The organism is Mesorhizobium sp. M7D.F.Ca.US.004.01.2.1 (genome assembly GCF_003997785.1).
GTDB classification, from domain to species: Bacteria; Pseudomonadota; Alphaproteobacteria; order Rhizobiales; family Rhizobiaceae; genus Mesorhizobium; species Mesorhizobium loti.
The window spans coordinates 1-16,042 of sequence record NZ_RZRQ01000127.1; the positions used below are offsets into that span (position 1 = coordinate 1).

Consider the following 16,042-nt stretch of genomic DNA (forward strand, 5'->3'; position numbering starts at 1 on the left):
GTGCCGGCAAGCCTGTCGCCGTTCATGGCGGTGTATTCGAGTTCGATGGCCGATACCTTGCCCCCGTCGACGATTACCCGCTTCGGCTGCAGCCAGTGGCGGATGGTGACGCCATTGGCGGCGGCCAGATCCTGTTCGAACCCGGAAGCGTTCATGTGCTCCTGGCCGCGCCGGTAGCAGATCGTCACCTCCTCGGCGCCGAGCAGTTTCGACTGCACGGCCGCGTCGATCGCCGTCATGCCGCCGCCGATGACGACCACGCGGCGGCCCACCGGCAGGCCGGAAAGGTCACTGGCCTGACGCAGTTCGGCAATGAACTCGACCGCATTGATGACGCCGTCGGCGTCCTCGCCATCGGCGCGCAGCGCATTGACGCCGCCAAGCCCCATGCCGAGAAACACCGCGTCGTAGTTGCGGATCAGGTCGGACAGCTGGTAGTCGCTGCCGAGCGCCTTGCCGTTCTGGATGTCGATGCCTCCGATCGCGGTCACGTAGTCGACTTCGGCCTGGGCGAAATTGTCGACGCTCTTGTAGGCGGCGATGCCGTATTCGTTGAGGCCGCCGGCCTTCGGCCGCGCTTCGAGGATGGTCACGTCATGGCCATGGCGGGCGAGCCGATGCGCGGCGGCAAGCCCAGCCGGGCCGGCGCCGACCACGGCGACCGTCTTCCCGGTCGGCTCGGCGCGTGGATAAAACTGCTTGTTCTCGCCCATGGCGACATCGGTGGCGTAGCGCTGCAAGCGGCCGATCTGCACCGGCTTGCCTTCCGCCACCTCGCGCACGCAGACTTCTTCGCACAGCGTCTCGGTCGGGCAGACGCGCGCGCACATGCCGCCCAGGATGTTCTGGTCGAAGATGGTCTTGGCTGAACCGATCGGATTGCCGGTCGAGATCTGGCGGATGAACAGCGGAATGTCGATCGAAGTCGGGCATGCATTCATGCACGGCGCATCGTAGCAGAAATAGCAGCGGTCGGATTCGACCAGCGCCTCGTGGTGATCGAGCGGCGGGTGCAGGTCGGAAAAATTGTCCGCATATTGGTCGGCCGAGAGCCTGCCGCCTGCAATGCCTTCCCTGAATTGGCCTTCTGGCATCGTCAGTTCCCCATGTTTTGTTTTGGGGAAGGCTAGCACGTTTTATTTTTTTATCAATTGGTCAATTTTCGACGCAAGCCCCTGAAAAGGCTGGACAATAACATGACTTTTTCACTCATATTATTGCGACTGCGGTTGCGTTTGCAGCGGGAGCGAAGGGGCGGGCTCAAGTCCGCCGTGGATAGCCCTGACCTCGTCCGCGACCAGTTGCTGCAACCGCCACAGATTGCGATCGTGGATGCCGAACGCTTCGAGGTGGCTGACCGTGTTGTAGAGGTATTCGGCCCCGGATCCGATATGCCCGCAGGCCCTGGCCAGCACGCTCGCCACTCTGTCCAGCGGCTGGTTCAGCGACGTTCCCCTGCCCTTCACGCCGACTCAGAAGCCAAGCGCACGCAGCGCGCCTTGCGGCGTATGTACCGGCAGCCACCTGACCGTGTCGATGCTTTCGTGGTCGCTGATTTCGCGTCGCAGCAGTCTTTCGATCTGGCCCGGTTTTTCGCCCTCCGGCAAACGATAGATCACCCCCTTGCAGCGTCCGCCCCGTTCGAGTGCCATCATCAAACCCGGCTGCTCGGCGCTGCCGCGCCAGCGCACCATGTCGAGGCAGAAGGAGCGGTGCCAGCCAAAGGCGGTGGCGAGCTGTTGCTCGACCGACTCGAATTCCGGCTTCCAGATCAGCGATCCGTAGGCGAACACCCATAGCGGCCCCTCGTCGGCTTCCTCGGACAGCCGCAAGGCAAGGGTGCGGAAATCCTCGTCGTTCAACTCCGTCCAGCTCGGGTCCGGACCGGGATCGGCCTCTTCCCGATGGCACAGTGCGACAAGCTCGGGCGTGAGCGACATCAAGCGCATGAACGACAACCCCTCATCACCGCAGAGAAATCGAAAACCGCGGGGCGCGCAACCGGGGAACGCTTGGCATGTAGAGACATTGTTGTTCGGGCGGTGTCGGATTTCTGTCGTGAAGATCGTCCTAGGATGGATCGGACGACGATCGATGCATGAAAGGTGAGGAGACCGAAAATGCCAAAATCCCCGATGCCCTTCTTCTGGTACGAATTGATGACCACAGATCTCGACGCCGCCGAGACGTTCTACCCCAAGGTGGTTGGCTGGACGGCGCAGCCTTTCGACGTGGCGCCCGGCATGCCGCGCTATGTCGTCATGAATGTCGGCGAGCGTGGCGTCGGCGGCCTGATGACGATGCCCGAGGATGCCGCCAAGATGGGCATGCCGCCCGCCTGGCTCGGCTACATCAAGACAAGTGAAGTCGATGCCTCGACGGCATCGCTGGAGAAAGCCGGCGGCACCGTTCATCGCCAGCCCGACGACATTCCGGGCGTCGGCCGCTTTGCCGTCGTCGCCGATCCGCAGGGCGCGACCTTCATGTTCCTGCAGCCGAACGGTCCGGACCAGCCTGTCGTGCCGGCCAGCACGCCGGGCCATATCGGCTGGCACGAGCTCTATACGAGTGACTGGAAGGCCGCGTTCGATTTCTATTCCGACCAGTTCGGCTGGGTCGATGCCGGCGATTTCGACATGGGCCCGATGGGCACCTACCAGACCTTCACGGCCGGCCCCGAATCCGGCGGCGGCATCATGAACAAGCCGCAGCAGATCCCCGTGCCGGTCTGGCAGTTCTACTTCAATGTTCCGGCCATCGATGCGGCGGCCAAACGGGTGACCGACAATGGCGGCAAGATCCTGATGGGGCCGATGGAGGTCCCCGGCGGCAGTTGGATCGTGCAGTGCCAGGACCCGCAAGGCGCACACTTCGCCTTGATGGCGCCGGTCCGCTGACGGCGATAAACACCGCTGGTACAAAGCGCCGGCCCTTCATCGCACCACCGATGAAGGGCTGTATTCCTCTGCTTGGCGACCGATTTATTCCGGCGCCAGCACCGCGACCTTCAGGTCCGCCTTTTTCGCACCGCTGAACTGGACGGTGGCCGGGCCGGGCGCAAGCTTGAAGCGCACGCTCTTGCGGATGCCGGGGCAGGTTTTCACGCCGCTATAGCCCGCCGACTTGATGGCGTGGCCATCCTGAATAACATCGACCCAGGCCTCGCCTGACAGACTTATCTGGATGGCTCCCTTAGGCGGCACTTCCACGCTGGCGACGGCGCCAAACGTGTCTGAGGCCGGGGCACGTTCGGGTGCCAGTGCGAAGCCGGCCTTCTCCACCGGCACAAGTGCCAGATCCGCGGCAGCGCCCACCGCCAGCGTTGCTCCCGACGGTGTTGCCGGGGCGGCGGCAAACAGCGCCTGTTCCCGCGTGACCGGCCACTTGAAGGCCTCACAGCCGGCCTCCTCGGCTATGGCGAAGCTGGTACTTGCAAGGATTGCGAACAGGCTGATGACGAGTTTTTTCATGGCAAAGGGAACCCACATGTTCGGAACAGCCATCCATCGATACAACCATTGCGATACAAATGCAACCTTGACGAGAAAAATATGAAAGGTCAGGGCGGGAACATTTCCGGTCACCGATTGTTGATGGCGGACCATGGGAAGTGAATGGTCCGATGCCCGGAGATAATCTACGGCCGGTCCGGGAGGCTAAACGGAGTTTTAGATGAAGCTTTTCGAAAGCCTCGCCAAATACCAGCCGCAAGCCCTGGGCATGCTGCGCATCGTGACCGCGCTGCAATTCATCGAACACGGCACCCAGAAATTGTTCAATTTTCCTGTCAGCGACCAACCCCATGCGCTCACTGGGTTGACGATCGCCGCTGGAATTCTCGAATTCGCCGGCGGCATTCTGCTGGCGCTGGGCCTGTTCACCCGACCTGTCGCGTTCCTTCTGGCCGGCGAAATGGCGATCGCGTATTTCATGGCGCATATGCCGCGCGACTTCTTCCCGGTCAACAACGGCGGCGATTTGGCAATCTCGTTCTGCTTCATCTTCCTTTATCTGTTCTTTGCCGGCGCCGGCGCCTTCGCGCTGGACAACCGCCGCAGCACGTAGCACCTTGATAATTTGAATAATGCGCGCCTAGGCTTCAGGCGCGCATCCTTTCGAAATTGGCGTCGAACAGCGGCGCCGGCTGCATGCGCGCCGCATGGCGTTTGCCCAGCAACTCGATCTCGAAGCCGTCGCTCTCATCGGCGATCTCCTTCGGCACGTAGCCGACGGCGACGGATTTCTTCGAGTGATGTGCATAGCCGCCCGAGGTCACCCAGCCGCGCACCGCACCGTCGAACCAGATCGGCTCGTCACCGATGACATCGGCGTCGTCGGCCTCGACGATGAAGGCACGCAGGCGCAATTTGCCGCCCTGCTTGCGCTCGGCGAGAGCCGCGGCCTTGCCGATGAAGTCGGCGTCCTTGCCATAGGCGACGAAGCGGTCGAGCCCGGCTTCCAGCGGACCGTAGATCGGCCGGTATTCGCGCGCCCATGAGCCGTAGTTCTTCTCCAGCCGCAGCGCGTTGAGCGCACGCGAGCCGAACAGGCCGATGCCGAATTCCTCACCCGCAGCCATCAGGGCCTGGAAGGCGGCGCGCTGATACTCCGGCGCTACCCACATCTCGTAGCCGAGATCGCCGGTGTAGCTGACGCGGCCGACCAGGCACGGCGCCATGCCGATATCCATCCTGCCAATGGCCATGAACGGAAATGCCGTATTGGAGACATCCGAGCGTGTGGCCTTTGCCAGCACATCGCGCGCCTTCGGCCCGGCGATCGACAGGCCGGTGAGCTTCGCGCCCAGCGCCTCGATGCGCACCGAACCGTCGTCAGGCAAGTGCTTCTCGAACCAACGCATATGGTATTGCTCGGCGATGCCCGAACCGGCGAGGAACCAGCCTTCCCCATCTCGATCAAGAGGGGCAAGATTGGCCAGCGTGAAGTCGCCGATCAGCCTGCCATCTTCCTTCAGCATAGGCGCCAGCGTCATGCGGCCGGGCTTCGGCAGCTTGCAGGCAAGCATCCGGTCGAGCCAGACGGCCGCCCCCTCGCCCGTCACCTTGTATTTGGCGAAGCTCGAAATCTCGGACAGGCCGACGCCGTCACGAACGGTCGCAACCTCCTTGGCGACCTGGGTGAAGTCGCTCGAGCGACGCCAGGAGAACTCGTCCTTGACGCCCTCCGGCGCGTACCAGAGCGGCACCTCCAGCCCGTAAGCAACGCCCCATTGCGCACCCTTGGCCGACAGCAGGTCGTAGATCGGCGTCGTCTTCAGCGGCCGCCCGGCGGGCAGCTCCTCATTGGGGAAGCGGATCGAAAAGCGTCTGGAATAATTCTCGCGCACCTTGGCGTTGGTGTAGGCCATCGTCGCCCAGTCGCCATAGCGCGCGACATCCATCGCCCAGATGTCGGCGCCGGGATCGCCCTCGATCATCCAGTTGGACAGAGCGAGGCCGACGCCGCCGCCCTGCGAAAAACCGGCCATGACGCCGCAGGCGACCCAGAAACCAGGCAGCCCGCGCACTGGCCCGACCAGCGGGTTGCCGTCCGGCGCGAAGGTGAAAGGGCCGTTGATGATCTGCTTGATGCCGGTGTTCTGGAAGGCCGGGAAATGCCGGAACCCAACCTCCAGCGACGGTGCGATGCGGTCGATGTCGGGCGCCAGCAATTCATGGCCGAAATTCCACGGCGTCTGGTATTCGGACCACGGCTTGTTGGCCTTCTCATAGGTGCCCATCAGCATGCCGCCGCGCTCCTGGCGCAGATAGAGCTCGCCGTCGAAATCGACCGCGTGGATGATCTCCGTGCCGGTCTTGGCGTTCCAGGCGGCTACCTCCGGCATATCCTCGGTGATCAGGTACATGTGCTCCATCGCCAGCACCGGCAGTTCGAGGCCAACCATGCGGCCGACCTCGCGCGCCCACAGGCCGCCGGCATTGACGACATGCTCGGCCACCACCTCGCCCTTGTTGGTGATGACCCGCCACAGCCCGTCGGCGCGCCGCACGATGTCCTCGACCTTGGTGAAGCGCTCGACCTCGGCGCCCAACTTGCGTGCGGCCTTGGCATAGGCATGGGTGACGCCCGACGGATCGAGATGGCCGTCCTCCTTGTTCCTGACGGCGCCGACGAACTGCTTGGGATCGAGCAGCGGCATGAGTTCGGCCGCTTCGTTGGGTGAGATCTCCTCGAGCTCGATGCCGAGATAGCGGCCCTTGGCAACAACACCGCGCAGCCAGTCGAGCCGCGCCTCGGTCGCCGCCAGAAGCACACCTCCGGTCAGATGCACGCCGGTCGCCTGGCCGGAAAGCTCCTCGATCTCCTTGTAGAGGCTAATCGTGTATTTCTGCAGCTTGGCGACGTTGGGGTCACCGTTGATGGTGTGCATGCCGCCGGCCGCGTGCCAGGTCGAGCCGGATGTCAGTTCGTCGCGCTCCAGCAGGACAACATCGGTCCAACCATGGCGGGCAAGATGGAACAGCACGGAGCACCCGACGACGCCACCGCCAATGACCACGACCTTTGCATGCGATTTCATGGATTCTTCTCTGATATCAGTGAGTTGGATGGGTGAGTGGATTCAAGCTGCGAGGCATCACGGCTCGCCCTGCCCGATCGCTTCCTTGCGCTTGGCCATGTAAGCCTCCAGCGCCTCGCGCACGGCGATATCCATCACCGGCTCGACATAGTCCTCCAGCGCCTTCTTCCACAGTCGCGTCGCGCGCGCCGCGGCGTCGAGCCCGCCGGCCTCCTGCCAGGCCTCGTAATTCTGCCAGTTGGACAGCATCGGCTGGTAGAAGGCGGTGGCGTAGCGCTCCAGCGTGTGCAGTTCGCCGAAGAAATGCCCTCCGGTCGGCACCGCGCCCAGCGCCTCGACGGCAAGTTCCGCCTCGTTGACCTCGATCGGGCGCAGAAACTCCATCATGTGCTGGATCATCTCGACGTCGATGATGAGTTTTTCGAACGACGCCGTCAGCCCGCCCTCCTGCCAGCCGGCGGCGTGGTAGACGAGATTGCCATGGCCGAGCACCGCGCCCCACAGCGCCATCAGCGTCTCATAGGCGCCTTGCGCATCGGCGGCGTTGGAAGCCGAGCCCGGCGTCGTGCGGTACGGAAGCCCGTAGCGCCGCGCCAGTTGCCCCGACGCTATGTTGGCCTTGGTATTCTCGGGCGTGCCGAAGGCCGGCGCGCCCGACTTCATGTCGACATTGGAGGTGAAGGCGCCATACATCACCGGCGCGCCGGGCCGCACCAGCTGCGTCAGCACGACGCCGAACAGCGCCTCGGCATTCTGCTGCGCCAGCGCCCCGGCCAGCGTCACCGGGCTCATCGCTCCCATCAGCGTGAACGGCGTCACCGCCACCGACTGGCCGAACTCGGCCATCGTCATCAGCCCTTCGGCCATCATCTCGTCGAAGCGGCGCGGCGAGTTGACCGAGATGATGGTGGTGATGCCGGGATCGTCGCGCATCTGGTCGAGCGTCAGCCCACGTGCGATGGCCATCATCTCGATGCCGTCCAGTGCCCTGCCCCGGCCTATCGCCGAGACATGGAAACTCTTGTCGGTGAGCGTCAGGTTGGTGAAATAGGTGTCGAGATGGCGGGAGTTGGCCGGCAGTTCCACCGGCGCGCAGACCTGGTTGCCGAGCATGTGGATGCAGTTGAAATGCTGCGCCAGCCGGGTGAGATCCGAATAATCGCGCAAATTGCCGGCGCGGCGGCCGCGCTCCATGTCGTGCACATTGGGCGGCCCGGCAACGAGCGTGAAATTGATGGTGTTGCCGCCGAGATGAACCGCGTTGGCCGGGTTGCGCGGCGTCAACACATAGCTGGACTGGGTGGTCTTCAGCGCGTCTTCGACCAGGCCGCGATCAATACGGACATTCGCCGAGGCATGATCGACGCTGGCGCCTGCCTTCTCGAACAGCGACAGTGCGCGCGGGCTCATCACCTCGATGCCGAAATTCTCCAAGATGTGCATCGAAGCCTGGTGGATCTGCTCGATCTGGTCGGGCGAGAGCATGGCCATCGGCGGATAGGGATTTGTCACCCGCCTGAGCGGCAGTTGCGGGATGGCCGACGGGCCCCTGTTGCTGGTGCGCTCGGCGCCGCGTTTGCGTCTTGGTTCGTTCATGCCTGGCATCAAAGCCCCGGCAACCCGGGCAAGCTGTCAGAAATACGCCGTTTGCGGGCGTGATTTTAGCCACGGCGGCATTTCTGCAATATCTGTTTAGAAAAAGCGACAAAATATGTCGGATTGCAGGCGCGGGATTTCCTGAAGGGACTGCTCCGGCCAAGCGTTAACGGACGCTGCAAGATTCCCTTTATGATTTCGGCCTATTGCTCTGCCAATGCGTAGTTCGAGTTTTAGTAAAATTGGTGCGGTTTGCGTGCTGCTGGCGCTTTCGGCCTGCGCCACGCCGCCCAATCACATCAACAATGTCTGCGCCGTCTTCGACCAGAATGACGGCTGGTTCGACAACTGGCAGTCGGCCGCCGAGCGCACCCAGCAGAAATACGGCATCCCTGTTCCCGTGCTGATGGCGACGGTGCGCAAGGAATCCGGCTTCAAGAGCAATGCCCGGCCGCCGCGCACCAAGCTGCTCGGCTTCATTCCGTGGAAGCATGTCTCGACGGCCACCGGCTTCTCGCAGGCACTGGACGGCACCTGGTCGCAATATCAGCGTGAGACCGGCAACTGGGCAGCGCGGCGGACGAAATTCGCCGATGCGGTCGATTTCGTCGGCTGGTATCATTCCAAGACCGCTGACACGTACGGCGTCGCCCGCAACGACACCTACAATCTCTACCTTGCCTACTATCTCGGCTGGACCGCCTATGGCCGCGGCAACCGCGGCGACGCCGGAGTGCAGGGCTATGCCCGCGCCACCGAAAAGATGTCGCGGGACTATGCGCAGCAACTGAGCGAGTGCGGCAACTGAACGCTCCGCATCACTGATCTCGACCTTCCGACCGTCAGCTCGGCTCTTTGCCGCGCGGACGCTTCGGTGGGGTGGCAGTCGGGCCTGTATCCGTCACATGCGGCGCGTCTTCCGGCACGCCCTCATTGGCCGCGTGTTCCTTGTCGAACTTGATCACCGGCTCCATCTTGGCCAGCACGTCGTCGGAGAGCCAGCACAGGCTCATATGGCCGTCGCCGAGATGCTTGACCGGCGGCACCTTGGTCTCGCACAGATTGTCCGGCACCAGCTTCTTGTAGCCGCAGCGGGTCTGGAACGGACAGCCCGACGGCGGGTTCATCGCCGACGGAATGTCACCTTCCAGCACGATGTGGCGCTTCACCACGCTGGTGTCGGCGATCGGGATCGCCGACAGCAGTGCCTCGGTATAGGGGTGATAGGGCGGCGCGAAGATCTGGTCGGTCGTGCCTTGCTCGACGATATAGCCGAGATACATGACGACGACGCGGTCGGCGATGTAGCGCACGACGGACAGATCGTGGCTGATGAACAGCATCGTCGTCTTGTTCTTGCGCTGGATGTCCATCAGCAGTTCGGTTACCGCCGCCTGCACCGACACGTCGAGCGCCGACACCGGTTCGTCGGCCACCACCACCTTGGCGTCGCCGGCAAAGGCCCGCGCCACGCCGATACGCTGCTTCTGGCCGCCCGAAAGCTGGCGCGGCTTGCGGGTCTCGAACGCCCTTGGCAGCTTCACCAGGTCGAGCAGTTCCAGCATGCGCTTGCGGCGATCGGCAACCGTCTTGCCGACATTGAACTTCTCCAGCGTACGGATGATCTGCGAACCGACCGAGTGGCTGGGATTGAGCGTGTCGAACGGGTTCTGGAACACCATCTGTATCGACGATACGGTTTCGACGCTGCGTTTCTCGATACCGGTCGACTGGATTTCCTTATTGCCCAGCGTCACCGTGCCGGCACTTGCCGTCTCCAGCCCGAGCAGCACCTTGGCCAGCGTCGACTTTCCGCAGCCGGATTCGCCGACGATGGCGACTGTCTCGGATTCGCGCGCCATGAACGAGATCGTCTCGTTGGCCTTGACAACGCGGCCCTCGCTCGAGCCGAACACCTCGCTGCCGCCGACCTTGTAGTATTTTCTGAGGTCTTCGATCTTGAGCACCGGTGCGCCGGGCACGACGCGCTCATTGACTTTCTTGGCGCCGGGCGGCAGCGCTTCCCAGTCGATCTCGTTGAAGCGCACGCAGCGCGAGAAATGGCCTTCGTGCCCAGCGACCTCGATCATCGGGATTTCGGCGGCGTTGCAGACGCCCTCGACGAAATGGTGGCAGCGCGGGCCGAAATTGCAGCCCTTGGGCCGCTCATGCGGCAGCGGCAATTGTCCGGGGATGGAGATCAGCGGCCGTGAATTCTTATCGGCGCCCGGCAGCGGGATCGAGCGGAACAGCCCTTGCGTATAGGGATGGCGCATCCGGTCGAACACGTCCTTGATCTTGCCGGTCTCGACCGCTTCGCCCGAATACATCACCGTGATGCGGTCGCAGGTTTCCAGGATCAGGCCGAGATTGTGCGAGACAAAGATCATCGATGTGCCGAACTTCTCGCCGAGCCCCTTGACCAGGTCGACAATGCCCGCCTCGACCGTCACGTCGAGCGCCGTCGTCGGCTCGTCGAGCAAAAGCAGCGCCGGCTTCGACAGCAGCGCCATGGCAATGACGATGCGCTGCTGCTGGCCACCCGAAAGCTGGTGCGGATAGGAGCGCATCATGCGCTCGGGATCGGGCAGCTTGACCGAGCGCACCATGTCGAGTGCGCGCTTGTAGGCCTCTTCCTTCGACACCTTGTCGTGGATCAGCGGCACTTCCATCAATTGCTGGCCGACCTTCATCGCCGGGTTGAGGCTCGCCATCGGCTCCTGGTAGATCATCGCGATCTTGTTGCCGCGAATGGAGCGCAACTCCTCGTCGGAGAGCTCGCCCATGTCCTTGCCCTGGAACTTGATCTTGCCGCCGACGATCTTCCCGATGTTGGACAGGTCGCGCATGATGCCGAGCGACACGGTCGACTTGCCGCAGCCGGATTCGCCGACGATACCCATCGCCTCGCCCGGCATCACAGTGCAGGAAAAATCCATGACGGCCGGGATCTCGCCCTTGCGGGTGAAGAAGGAGATCGACAGGTTCTCGATCTCGATGATAGGCCCATTGGCCGGCTTGGCGGGATTTCGAACTGCCTCGTTCATGGGTCGCTCCAATCCAATTTTACCAGATGCGGGCCGAAGCCCGTCAATCAATCTTTCATCGATTGTTCGCGCAGCGAGTCGGCGAGCAGGTTCAAGCCCAGCACGAACGACATCAGCGCGATCGTCGGCGGCAGCGCCGGATGGATGAAGGAACGCAGCAGGCGGCTCGCGTCCTTGATCGCGGTGCCCCAGTCTGGACTTTCCGGCGCCAGGCCAAGGCCGAAATAACCGAGCGTGCCGAGCAGGATCGTGGTGTAGCCGATACGCAGGCAGGCATCGACGATCAGCGGACCGCGCGCATTGGGCAGGATCTCCCACAGCATGATGTACCAGGGCGATTCACCGCGCGTCTGCGCCGCCGCCACATAGTCGCGCGTCTTGATGTCCATCACCAGGCCACGCACGATGCGGAACACGCCGGGGCTGGAGGCGAACACCACCGCCACGAAGATGTTGAGCTGGTTGGGATCGATATGGACGATGTGCAGCGGGTCCCTGTCGAACACAAGGCCGAGGTAGATCCAGCCGCCGAGGATCAGGGTGATGCCGAGCAGGATGTAGAGTCGGTCGGGCCGGTTCTTGTAGCGCGTCCAGAACAGCACGCTGAAGAAGATGATCGGGAACAGGAAGAAGACGCCGGCCATGCCATAGGGGATCGGCGTGTCCATGATGCCCGGCGTCACCAGCAGGTAGAACAGCAGGATCACCGGGAAGGCGAGCACAAGGTTGGCCAGGAACGACAGCACGGTGTCGATCTTGCCGCCGTAATAGCCCGCGGGCAGGCCGAGCGTGATGCCGACCATCAGCGCGAAGCCGGTTGCGGCAGGCGCGATGATCAGCACGATCTGGCTGCCATAGACCATGCGCGAAAACACGTCGCGCGCCAGCTTGTCGCCGCCGAACAGATAGGTCAGCCCCGATTGCGGTTCGACGGCGCCCGGCAGCACATCCTTCATGATGGGAATCTGGGCCAGCGGATCGAAGGGCGAGATGGTCGCGGCGAAGATCGCCGTGAACAGCCAGAACAGACAGATGCCGACGCCGACGATACCGACGCCGCTGTCGAAGAGCTGGCCGTAGAGCGCCAGCTTCTTCTTGTAGGCGAAGCTCGTCCCCATGACGATGACGAGCGCGATCCAGACCGGCCAGAAGCGCGACAGCACTTCGAGAACGACGGTGAAGCCACTGATATATTGAACCGGCATCCGCTTCGCCCCCTACTGAACTCTGATACGCGGATTGAGAAACGCGTAGCCGACATCCGAAATGAGCTGCGTGATCAAGACGATGAACACCGAGACCAGCGAGCAGCCGAGCAAAAGGTCGATGTCGTTGTTACCGGCCGCCTCGACCAGCGTGTAGCCGAACCCCTGGTAGCGGAACATCACCTCGACGATGACGACGCCGGTGAGCAGCCAGGGAAACTGCAGCATGATGACGGTGAACGGCGCGATCAGCGCGTTGCGCAACGCATGTTTGACCACCACGCTGCCGAAGGAGAGACCCTTCAATCGAGCGGTGCGGATATATTGCTGCGTCATCACTTCGACCATCGAAGCGCGCGTCATGCGGGCGATGTAGCCGATGCCGTAGATCGCCAGCGTCATCACCGGAAGCGTGAAATTGTAGAAAGTGATGCCCTGGCTGGCCGAGGCCGCCGAGCCGTTCAGCCAGCCGAGCCATGAGGCGAAGATGACGGTGAAGATGACGCCCGACACATATTCAGGCGTCGCCGTCGAGGCGATCGAGGCCACCGACAGCACGCGGTCGGTTCGCGACCCCTCGCGCATGCCGGCGAGAATGCCGATCAGCAGCGAGATCGGTACCATCACCGCCAGCACCCAGAACATCAGGATGCCGGTGGCGCCGAGCGCGGGAAACAGTTTCGAGGCGACGGTTGCCTTGAACTTGGTCGAGCAGCCGAAGTCGCCTTCGAGAACACCGGAGAAGGTCGACACGAGCGGGTCGTTGCAGAAGGAGAAACGCTGCGCCGGCTTGCCGGTCGCCGGGTCGGTCACCGGCTGCTTGGGCACGAGGCCCAGCCACTGCCCATAGCGGACAAAGAAGTTCTGCCGGTAGCCATGGTTGACCAGCCAGCTCTCGAGCTGCTCGGCCGACGTGTGCATTTCGGTCTGGCTGATCGCCAGCTTCTTCAGATTGGGCTCGAGGTTGATCAGGAAGAAGACGACCATGGTCAGGCACAGCATCGTCAATGCCATGGTGCCAAGACGCCTGATAACGAAGGAAAGCATGGCGGCCCCCTGCCGATGGGTTGGGGTTTGAGCCGGCTATGAAAACCAACCCTGCCGTGACCGGCGGGGCTGGCTGTCAAACAGGCCTTCGGATGCGATCAACCCTGTTTTTGTTGCATGACCTTGCCCACGAGTCCGCAACTTTTTTGAGAAAGCGCGGACCAACAGGGACGGACGATGCAACGGGCGAGGGAAAGGGGCGACGCCCCTTCCCCATGTCGATGCGATCAAGCCTGGTCGAGCCAGACCTTGCCGTAGTCGCGCTCGAAGGTCGGGTGCATCTTGTAGTTCTGCACCGCCTTGACCGAGTGGCTGTAGAGCTTGCGCCAGTACGGCTGGATCAGGATGCCGGAATCCTGCAGGATCTGCTCGATGTCCTTCATCATTTCCTTGCGCTTGGCGGCGTCTGCAACGGCGAGCGCCGCATTGAGCTTGGCATCCCAGTCCGGATTCGACCAGCCGGCCTCATTCCAGGCCTCGCCGGTGCGGTAGGCGATGGCCAGGACCTGAACGCCGAGGGGGCGCATGTTCCAGTTGGTCATCGACAGCGGATACTTCGTCCAGTCGTTCCAGAACGTCGAACCCGGCAGAACGGTGCGCTTAACCTTGATACCGGCGTCGCGCAGCTGGGCGGCGATCGCATCGCCGGTGTTCTTGTGCCAATCCTCGTCGACGGTGATCAGCTCGTGTTCGAAGTCGGCCTGGCCGGCTTCCGCCATCAGCGCCTTGGCCTTGGCCGGATCACGGGCAATCTTGGGCAGCTCGTAATATTCCGGATGGATCGAGCAGACATGATGGTTTTCGGCGACCGAGCCGGCATTGCCGTAGCCAAGCTGGAGGACGACATTGTTGTCGACGCCAAGCTGCAGCGCGTTGCGCACCTTTTGGTCGCCATAGGGCTTGTTGTTGACGTTGGTGCGGCAGACGATGGTCGACGCCGTGACGATCTCCGACTTGACCAGGTCCATGCCGTCGAGGATCGACACGTAGTCGGCCGAGGTCTCGAAATTGGTGTGCACTTCGCCGGCTTCGAAAGCACTGACCATGGCCGCCGGATCGGTGCCGTAGTCGATGAATTCCAGGCCATCGAGGAACACTTCGCCGTCCCACCACTTGTCGTCGGTGCGGCGCTTATAGACCACTTTCTGGCCGACATCGTAGGAGACGAGTTCGAACGGGCCGGTGCCGATCGGGCAGGATTTGAAATCGCCGCCCTTCTCGTCGAAGCTCTTGTGGACGATCAGGCCGGGGTAGTCGCACATGTTCGGGATCAGCGCGATGTCAGGCTTGGTGAGCTTCAGCACCACCGTGTGATCGTCAGGCATGGTCACGGCGCTTTCGTCGAGCTTGTCGTCCTTGACCAGCGAGCCGAGACGGCCAGGCATCGAATTGCCTTCGGCTTTCTTGTCGGCCCAACGCTTGAGGTTGAAGACGACGTCGGCGGCGGTGAAGGCATCGCCATTCGACCAGGTGACGCCCTTGCGCACGTGCAGCGTGTACTGCGTGGCGTCGTCGTTGACGTCCCAGCTCTCCAGCAGATAGGGGCGGAACGTGTATTCGGATGTGTACTTGACCAACGGCTCGAGCGCCTGGCGCTCGGCATTGGCGATTTCAGACCAGTCGGCCTTGCGCGGGTCCTTGGGATCCTTGATCCACTGGGCGATCTTCAGCGTGCCGCCCTTCTTGCCCTTCACCTCTTCGGCCTTCGCCGGCGTCGGATCGGCGAGGCCGAGCAAGCCGTAAGCCATTGCCGTCGACGCACCGAAGACGCTGGCCATGGCCAGGAATTCGCGGCGATCGACCTTGCCTGCCTTGGCTTCTTCGGCCATGGCCAGGATGTGGTCCGGAACGCGATCGCCGTTACTCTTGTAAATTGTCATGACTTAACTCCCATTGTTGGCTTTCCGCCTTTTAACATTCCGCATCCAGGCCATGATGTCAAAGACGACATGGATTGGGAACATGTTAGGGAATGTGCAACTTTGAAGAGGGAGCGGTTCGCGTGATAACGACAGTCTTGGCGCAAATTTGCTACTATGCGACGGATTCCTCTGGAATCTCGATAGTCGATTAAACTGGGACATTTAGCGGAGCTCGAACAGCGCCAGCTTCGAGCCGACATGGGGCCAAAAAGTCCCGCCGAAGTATCAGTATTCCTTCTCGTAGAAGATGCCGCCCTTGGCTTCGCCGGCATCGTTGGCCTCGCCGCGCAGCTTGACGCCGCGCCCGACATTGAGGTCGATCGTCGCCTTGCCCGAGCCCGGCTTGTCGCCCTTCTGGATCGTCACATAGGTGCGGTCGTTGAGATACTTTCCGGCCGAAACCGCCGTGCCGCCCTTGTCGTCGGTGGTGACGTCGAGATCGTCGACGCCGATGGCGCTGCGCAGATTCTCGAGCAGCGAGGTCGAACCGCCGACGCCGGCCAGTTGCCCGGCCGCTTCTGCGAGCTGGGCGATCTGCAACGGCGACAGGTTCGACATCGAGCGGCCAAAGATCAATTGCGCCAGCACCTCGTCCTCGGGCAATGCCGGCACCGAGGAGAAGGTGAATTTCGGATTGGTCGCCTCGCCCGACACCACGATGGTGACGGTGGCGCTGGTGGTCGT

The 16,042-nt window shown here is 62.6% G+C and carries 12 protein-coding genes and 1 pseudogene; 3 read left to right on the plus strand and 10 right to left on the minus strand.

Annotated features, from left to right (window positions below):
- Both EN993_RS18285 and EN993_RS18290 read right to left on the minus strand, forming a co-directional pair.
- On the minus strand, positions 1–1,094 hold a 1,094-nt coding region (locus EN993_RS18285), incomplete at its 3' end, for an NAD(P)-dependent oxidoreductase (protein ID WP_164757707.1).
- Between the two features lie 120 nt (positions 1,095–1,214).
- Positions 1,215–1,949: pseudogene (locus tag EN993_RS18290) on the minus strand (gamma-glutamylcyclotransferase).
- Positions 1,950–2,120: 171 nt separating this feature from the next.
- On the opposite strand from EN993_RS18290, the gene EN993_RS18295 reads away from it, so the two are divergent.
- Positions 2,121–2,897 (plus strand): VOC family protein, encoded by a 777-nt coding sequence (locus EN993_RS18295; RefSeq protein ID WP_127264476.1) that lies wholly within the window; start codon positions 2,121–2,123, stop codon positions 2,895–2,897.
- A gap of 84 nt (positions 2,898–2,981) precedes the next feature.
- On the opposite strand, the gene EN993_RS18300 is transcribed toward EN993_RS18295, so the two are convergent.
- Positions 2,982–3,470: a hypothetical protein gene (locus EN993_RS18300; protein ID WP_206532385.1), complete on the minus strand. Its 489-nt coding sequence runs from the start codon at positions 3,468–3,470 to the stop codon at positions 2,982–2,984.
- A gap of 202 nt (positions 3,471–3,672) precedes the next feature.
- On the opposite strand from EN993_RS18300, the gene EN993_RS18305 reads away from it, so the two are divergent.
- A complete protein-coding gene (locus EN993_RS18305; RefSeq protein WP_109668406.1) occupies positions 3,673–4,065 on the plus strand; it encodes a DoxX family protein in 393 nt (130 codons plus the stop codon).
- Between the two features lie 34 nt (positions 4,066–4,099).
- Here the strand turns inward: EN993_RS18305 and EN993_RS18310 are convergent, their stop codons facing one another.
- Together EN993_RS18310 and EN993_RS18315 are read right to left on the minus strand one after the other, a co-directional pair.
- On the minus strand, positions 4,100–6,541 hold the full coding sequence (locus EN993_RS18310; RefSeq protein ID WP_127264477.1) for an FAD-dependent oxidoreductase: 2,442 nt from the start codon (positions 6,539–6,541) through the stop codon (positions 4,100–4,102).
- A gap of 57 nt (positions 6,542–6,598) precedes the next feature.
- On the minus strand, positions 6,599–8,137 hold the full coding sequence (locus EN993_RS18315) for a trimethylamine methyltransferase family protein (protein ID WP_164757708.1): 1,539 nt from the start codon (positions 8,135–8,137) through the stop codon (positions 6,599–6,601).
- Positions 8,138–8,354: 217 nt separating this feature from the next.
- Here EN993_RS18315 and EN993_RS18320 point away from each other — a divergent pair, with 217 nt between their 5' ends.
- Positions 8,355–8,945, plus strand: coding sequence for a transglycosylase SLT domain-containing protein (locus EN993_RS18320; RefSeq protein WP_109668413.1), 591 nt, complete (start codon positions 8,355–8,357; stop codon positions 8,943–8,945).
- 34 nt (positions 8,946–8,979) lie between these two features.
- Here the strand turns inward: EN993_RS18320 and EN993_RS18325 are convergent, their stop codons facing one another.
- The 5 genes from EN993_RS18325 to EN993_RS18345 all read right to left on the minus strand — a co-directional run.
- A complete protein-coding gene (locus EN993_RS18325; protein WP_127264479.1) occupies positions 8,980–11,184 on the minus strand; it encodes an ABC transporter ATP-binding protein in 2,205 nt (734 codons plus the stop codon).
- 47 nt (positions 11,185–11,231) lie between these two features.
- Positions 11,232–12,389 carry an ABC transporter permease gene (locus EN993_RS18330; RefSeq protein ID WP_109668417.1) on the minus strand — a complete coding sequence of 386 codons (1,158 nt, stop codon included), beginning with the start codon at positions 12,387–12,389 and terminating at the stop codon, positions 11,232–11,234.
- Positions 12,390–12,401: 12 nt separating this feature from the next.
- A complete protein-coding gene (locus EN993_RS18335) occupies positions 12,402–13,436 on the minus strand; it encodes an ABC transporter permease (protein WP_109668419.1) in 1,035 nt (344 codons plus the stop codon).
- 227 nt (positions 13,437–13,663) lie between these two features.
- Complete coding sequence (locus EN993_RS18340; RefSeq protein ID WP_109668422.1) at positions 13,664–15,316, minus strand: ABC transporter substrate-binding protein; 1,653 nt, start codon at positions 15,314–15,316, stop codon at positions 13,664–13,666.
- 267 nt (positions 15,317–15,583) lie between these two features.
- Positions 15,584–16,042: translocation/assembly module TamB domain-containing protein (locus tag EN993_RS18345; protein WP_164757709.1), on the minus strand; the 459-nt coding region annotated here is incomplete at its 5' end.

Excerpts from the sequence above, each read along its gene's own strand:
- EN993_RS18300 (WP_206532385.1), bottom strand. The coding sequence starts at position 3,470 with ATGAAAAAACTCGTCATCAGCCTGTTCGCAATCCTTGCAAGTACCAGC.
- EN993_RS18310 (WP_127264477.1), bottom strand. The coding sequence starts at position 6,541 with ATGAAATCGCATGCAAAGGTCGTGGTCATTGGCGGTGGCGTCGTCGGG.
- EN993_RS18295 (WP_127264476.1), top strand. The coding sequence starts at position 2,121 with ATGCCAAAATCCCCGATGCCCTTCTTCTGGTACGAATTGATGACCACA.
- EN993_RS18330 (WP_109668417.1), bottom strand. The coding sequence starts at position 12,389 with ATGCCGGTTCAATATATCAGTGGCTTCACCGTCGTTCTCGAAGTGCTG.
- EN993_RS18325 (WP_127264479.1), bottom strand. The coding sequence starts at position 11,184 with ATGAACGAGGCAGTTCGAAATCCCGCCAAGCCGGCCAATGGGCCTATC.
- EN993_RS18305 (WP_109668406.1), top strand. The coding sequence starts at position 3,673 with ATGAAGCTTTTCGAAAGCCTCGCCAAATACCAGCCGCAAGCCCTGGGC.
- EN993_RS18320 (WP_109668413.1), top strand. The coding sequence starts at position 8,355 with ATGCGTAGTTCGAGTTTTAGTAAAATTGGTGCGGTTTGCGTGCTGCTG.
- EN993_RS18340 (WP_109668422.1), bottom strand. The coding sequence starts at position 15,316 with ATGACAATTTACAAGAGTAACGGCGATCGCGTTCCGGACCACATCCTG.
- EN993_RS18335 (WP_109668419.1), bottom strand. The coding sequence starts at position 13,436 with ATGCTTTCCTTCGTTATCAGGCGTCTTGGCACCATGGCATTGACGATG.
- EN993_RS18315 (WP_164757708.1), bottom strand. The coding sequence starts at position 8,137 with ATGAACGAACCAAGACGCAAACGCGGCGCCGAGCGCACCAGCAACAGG.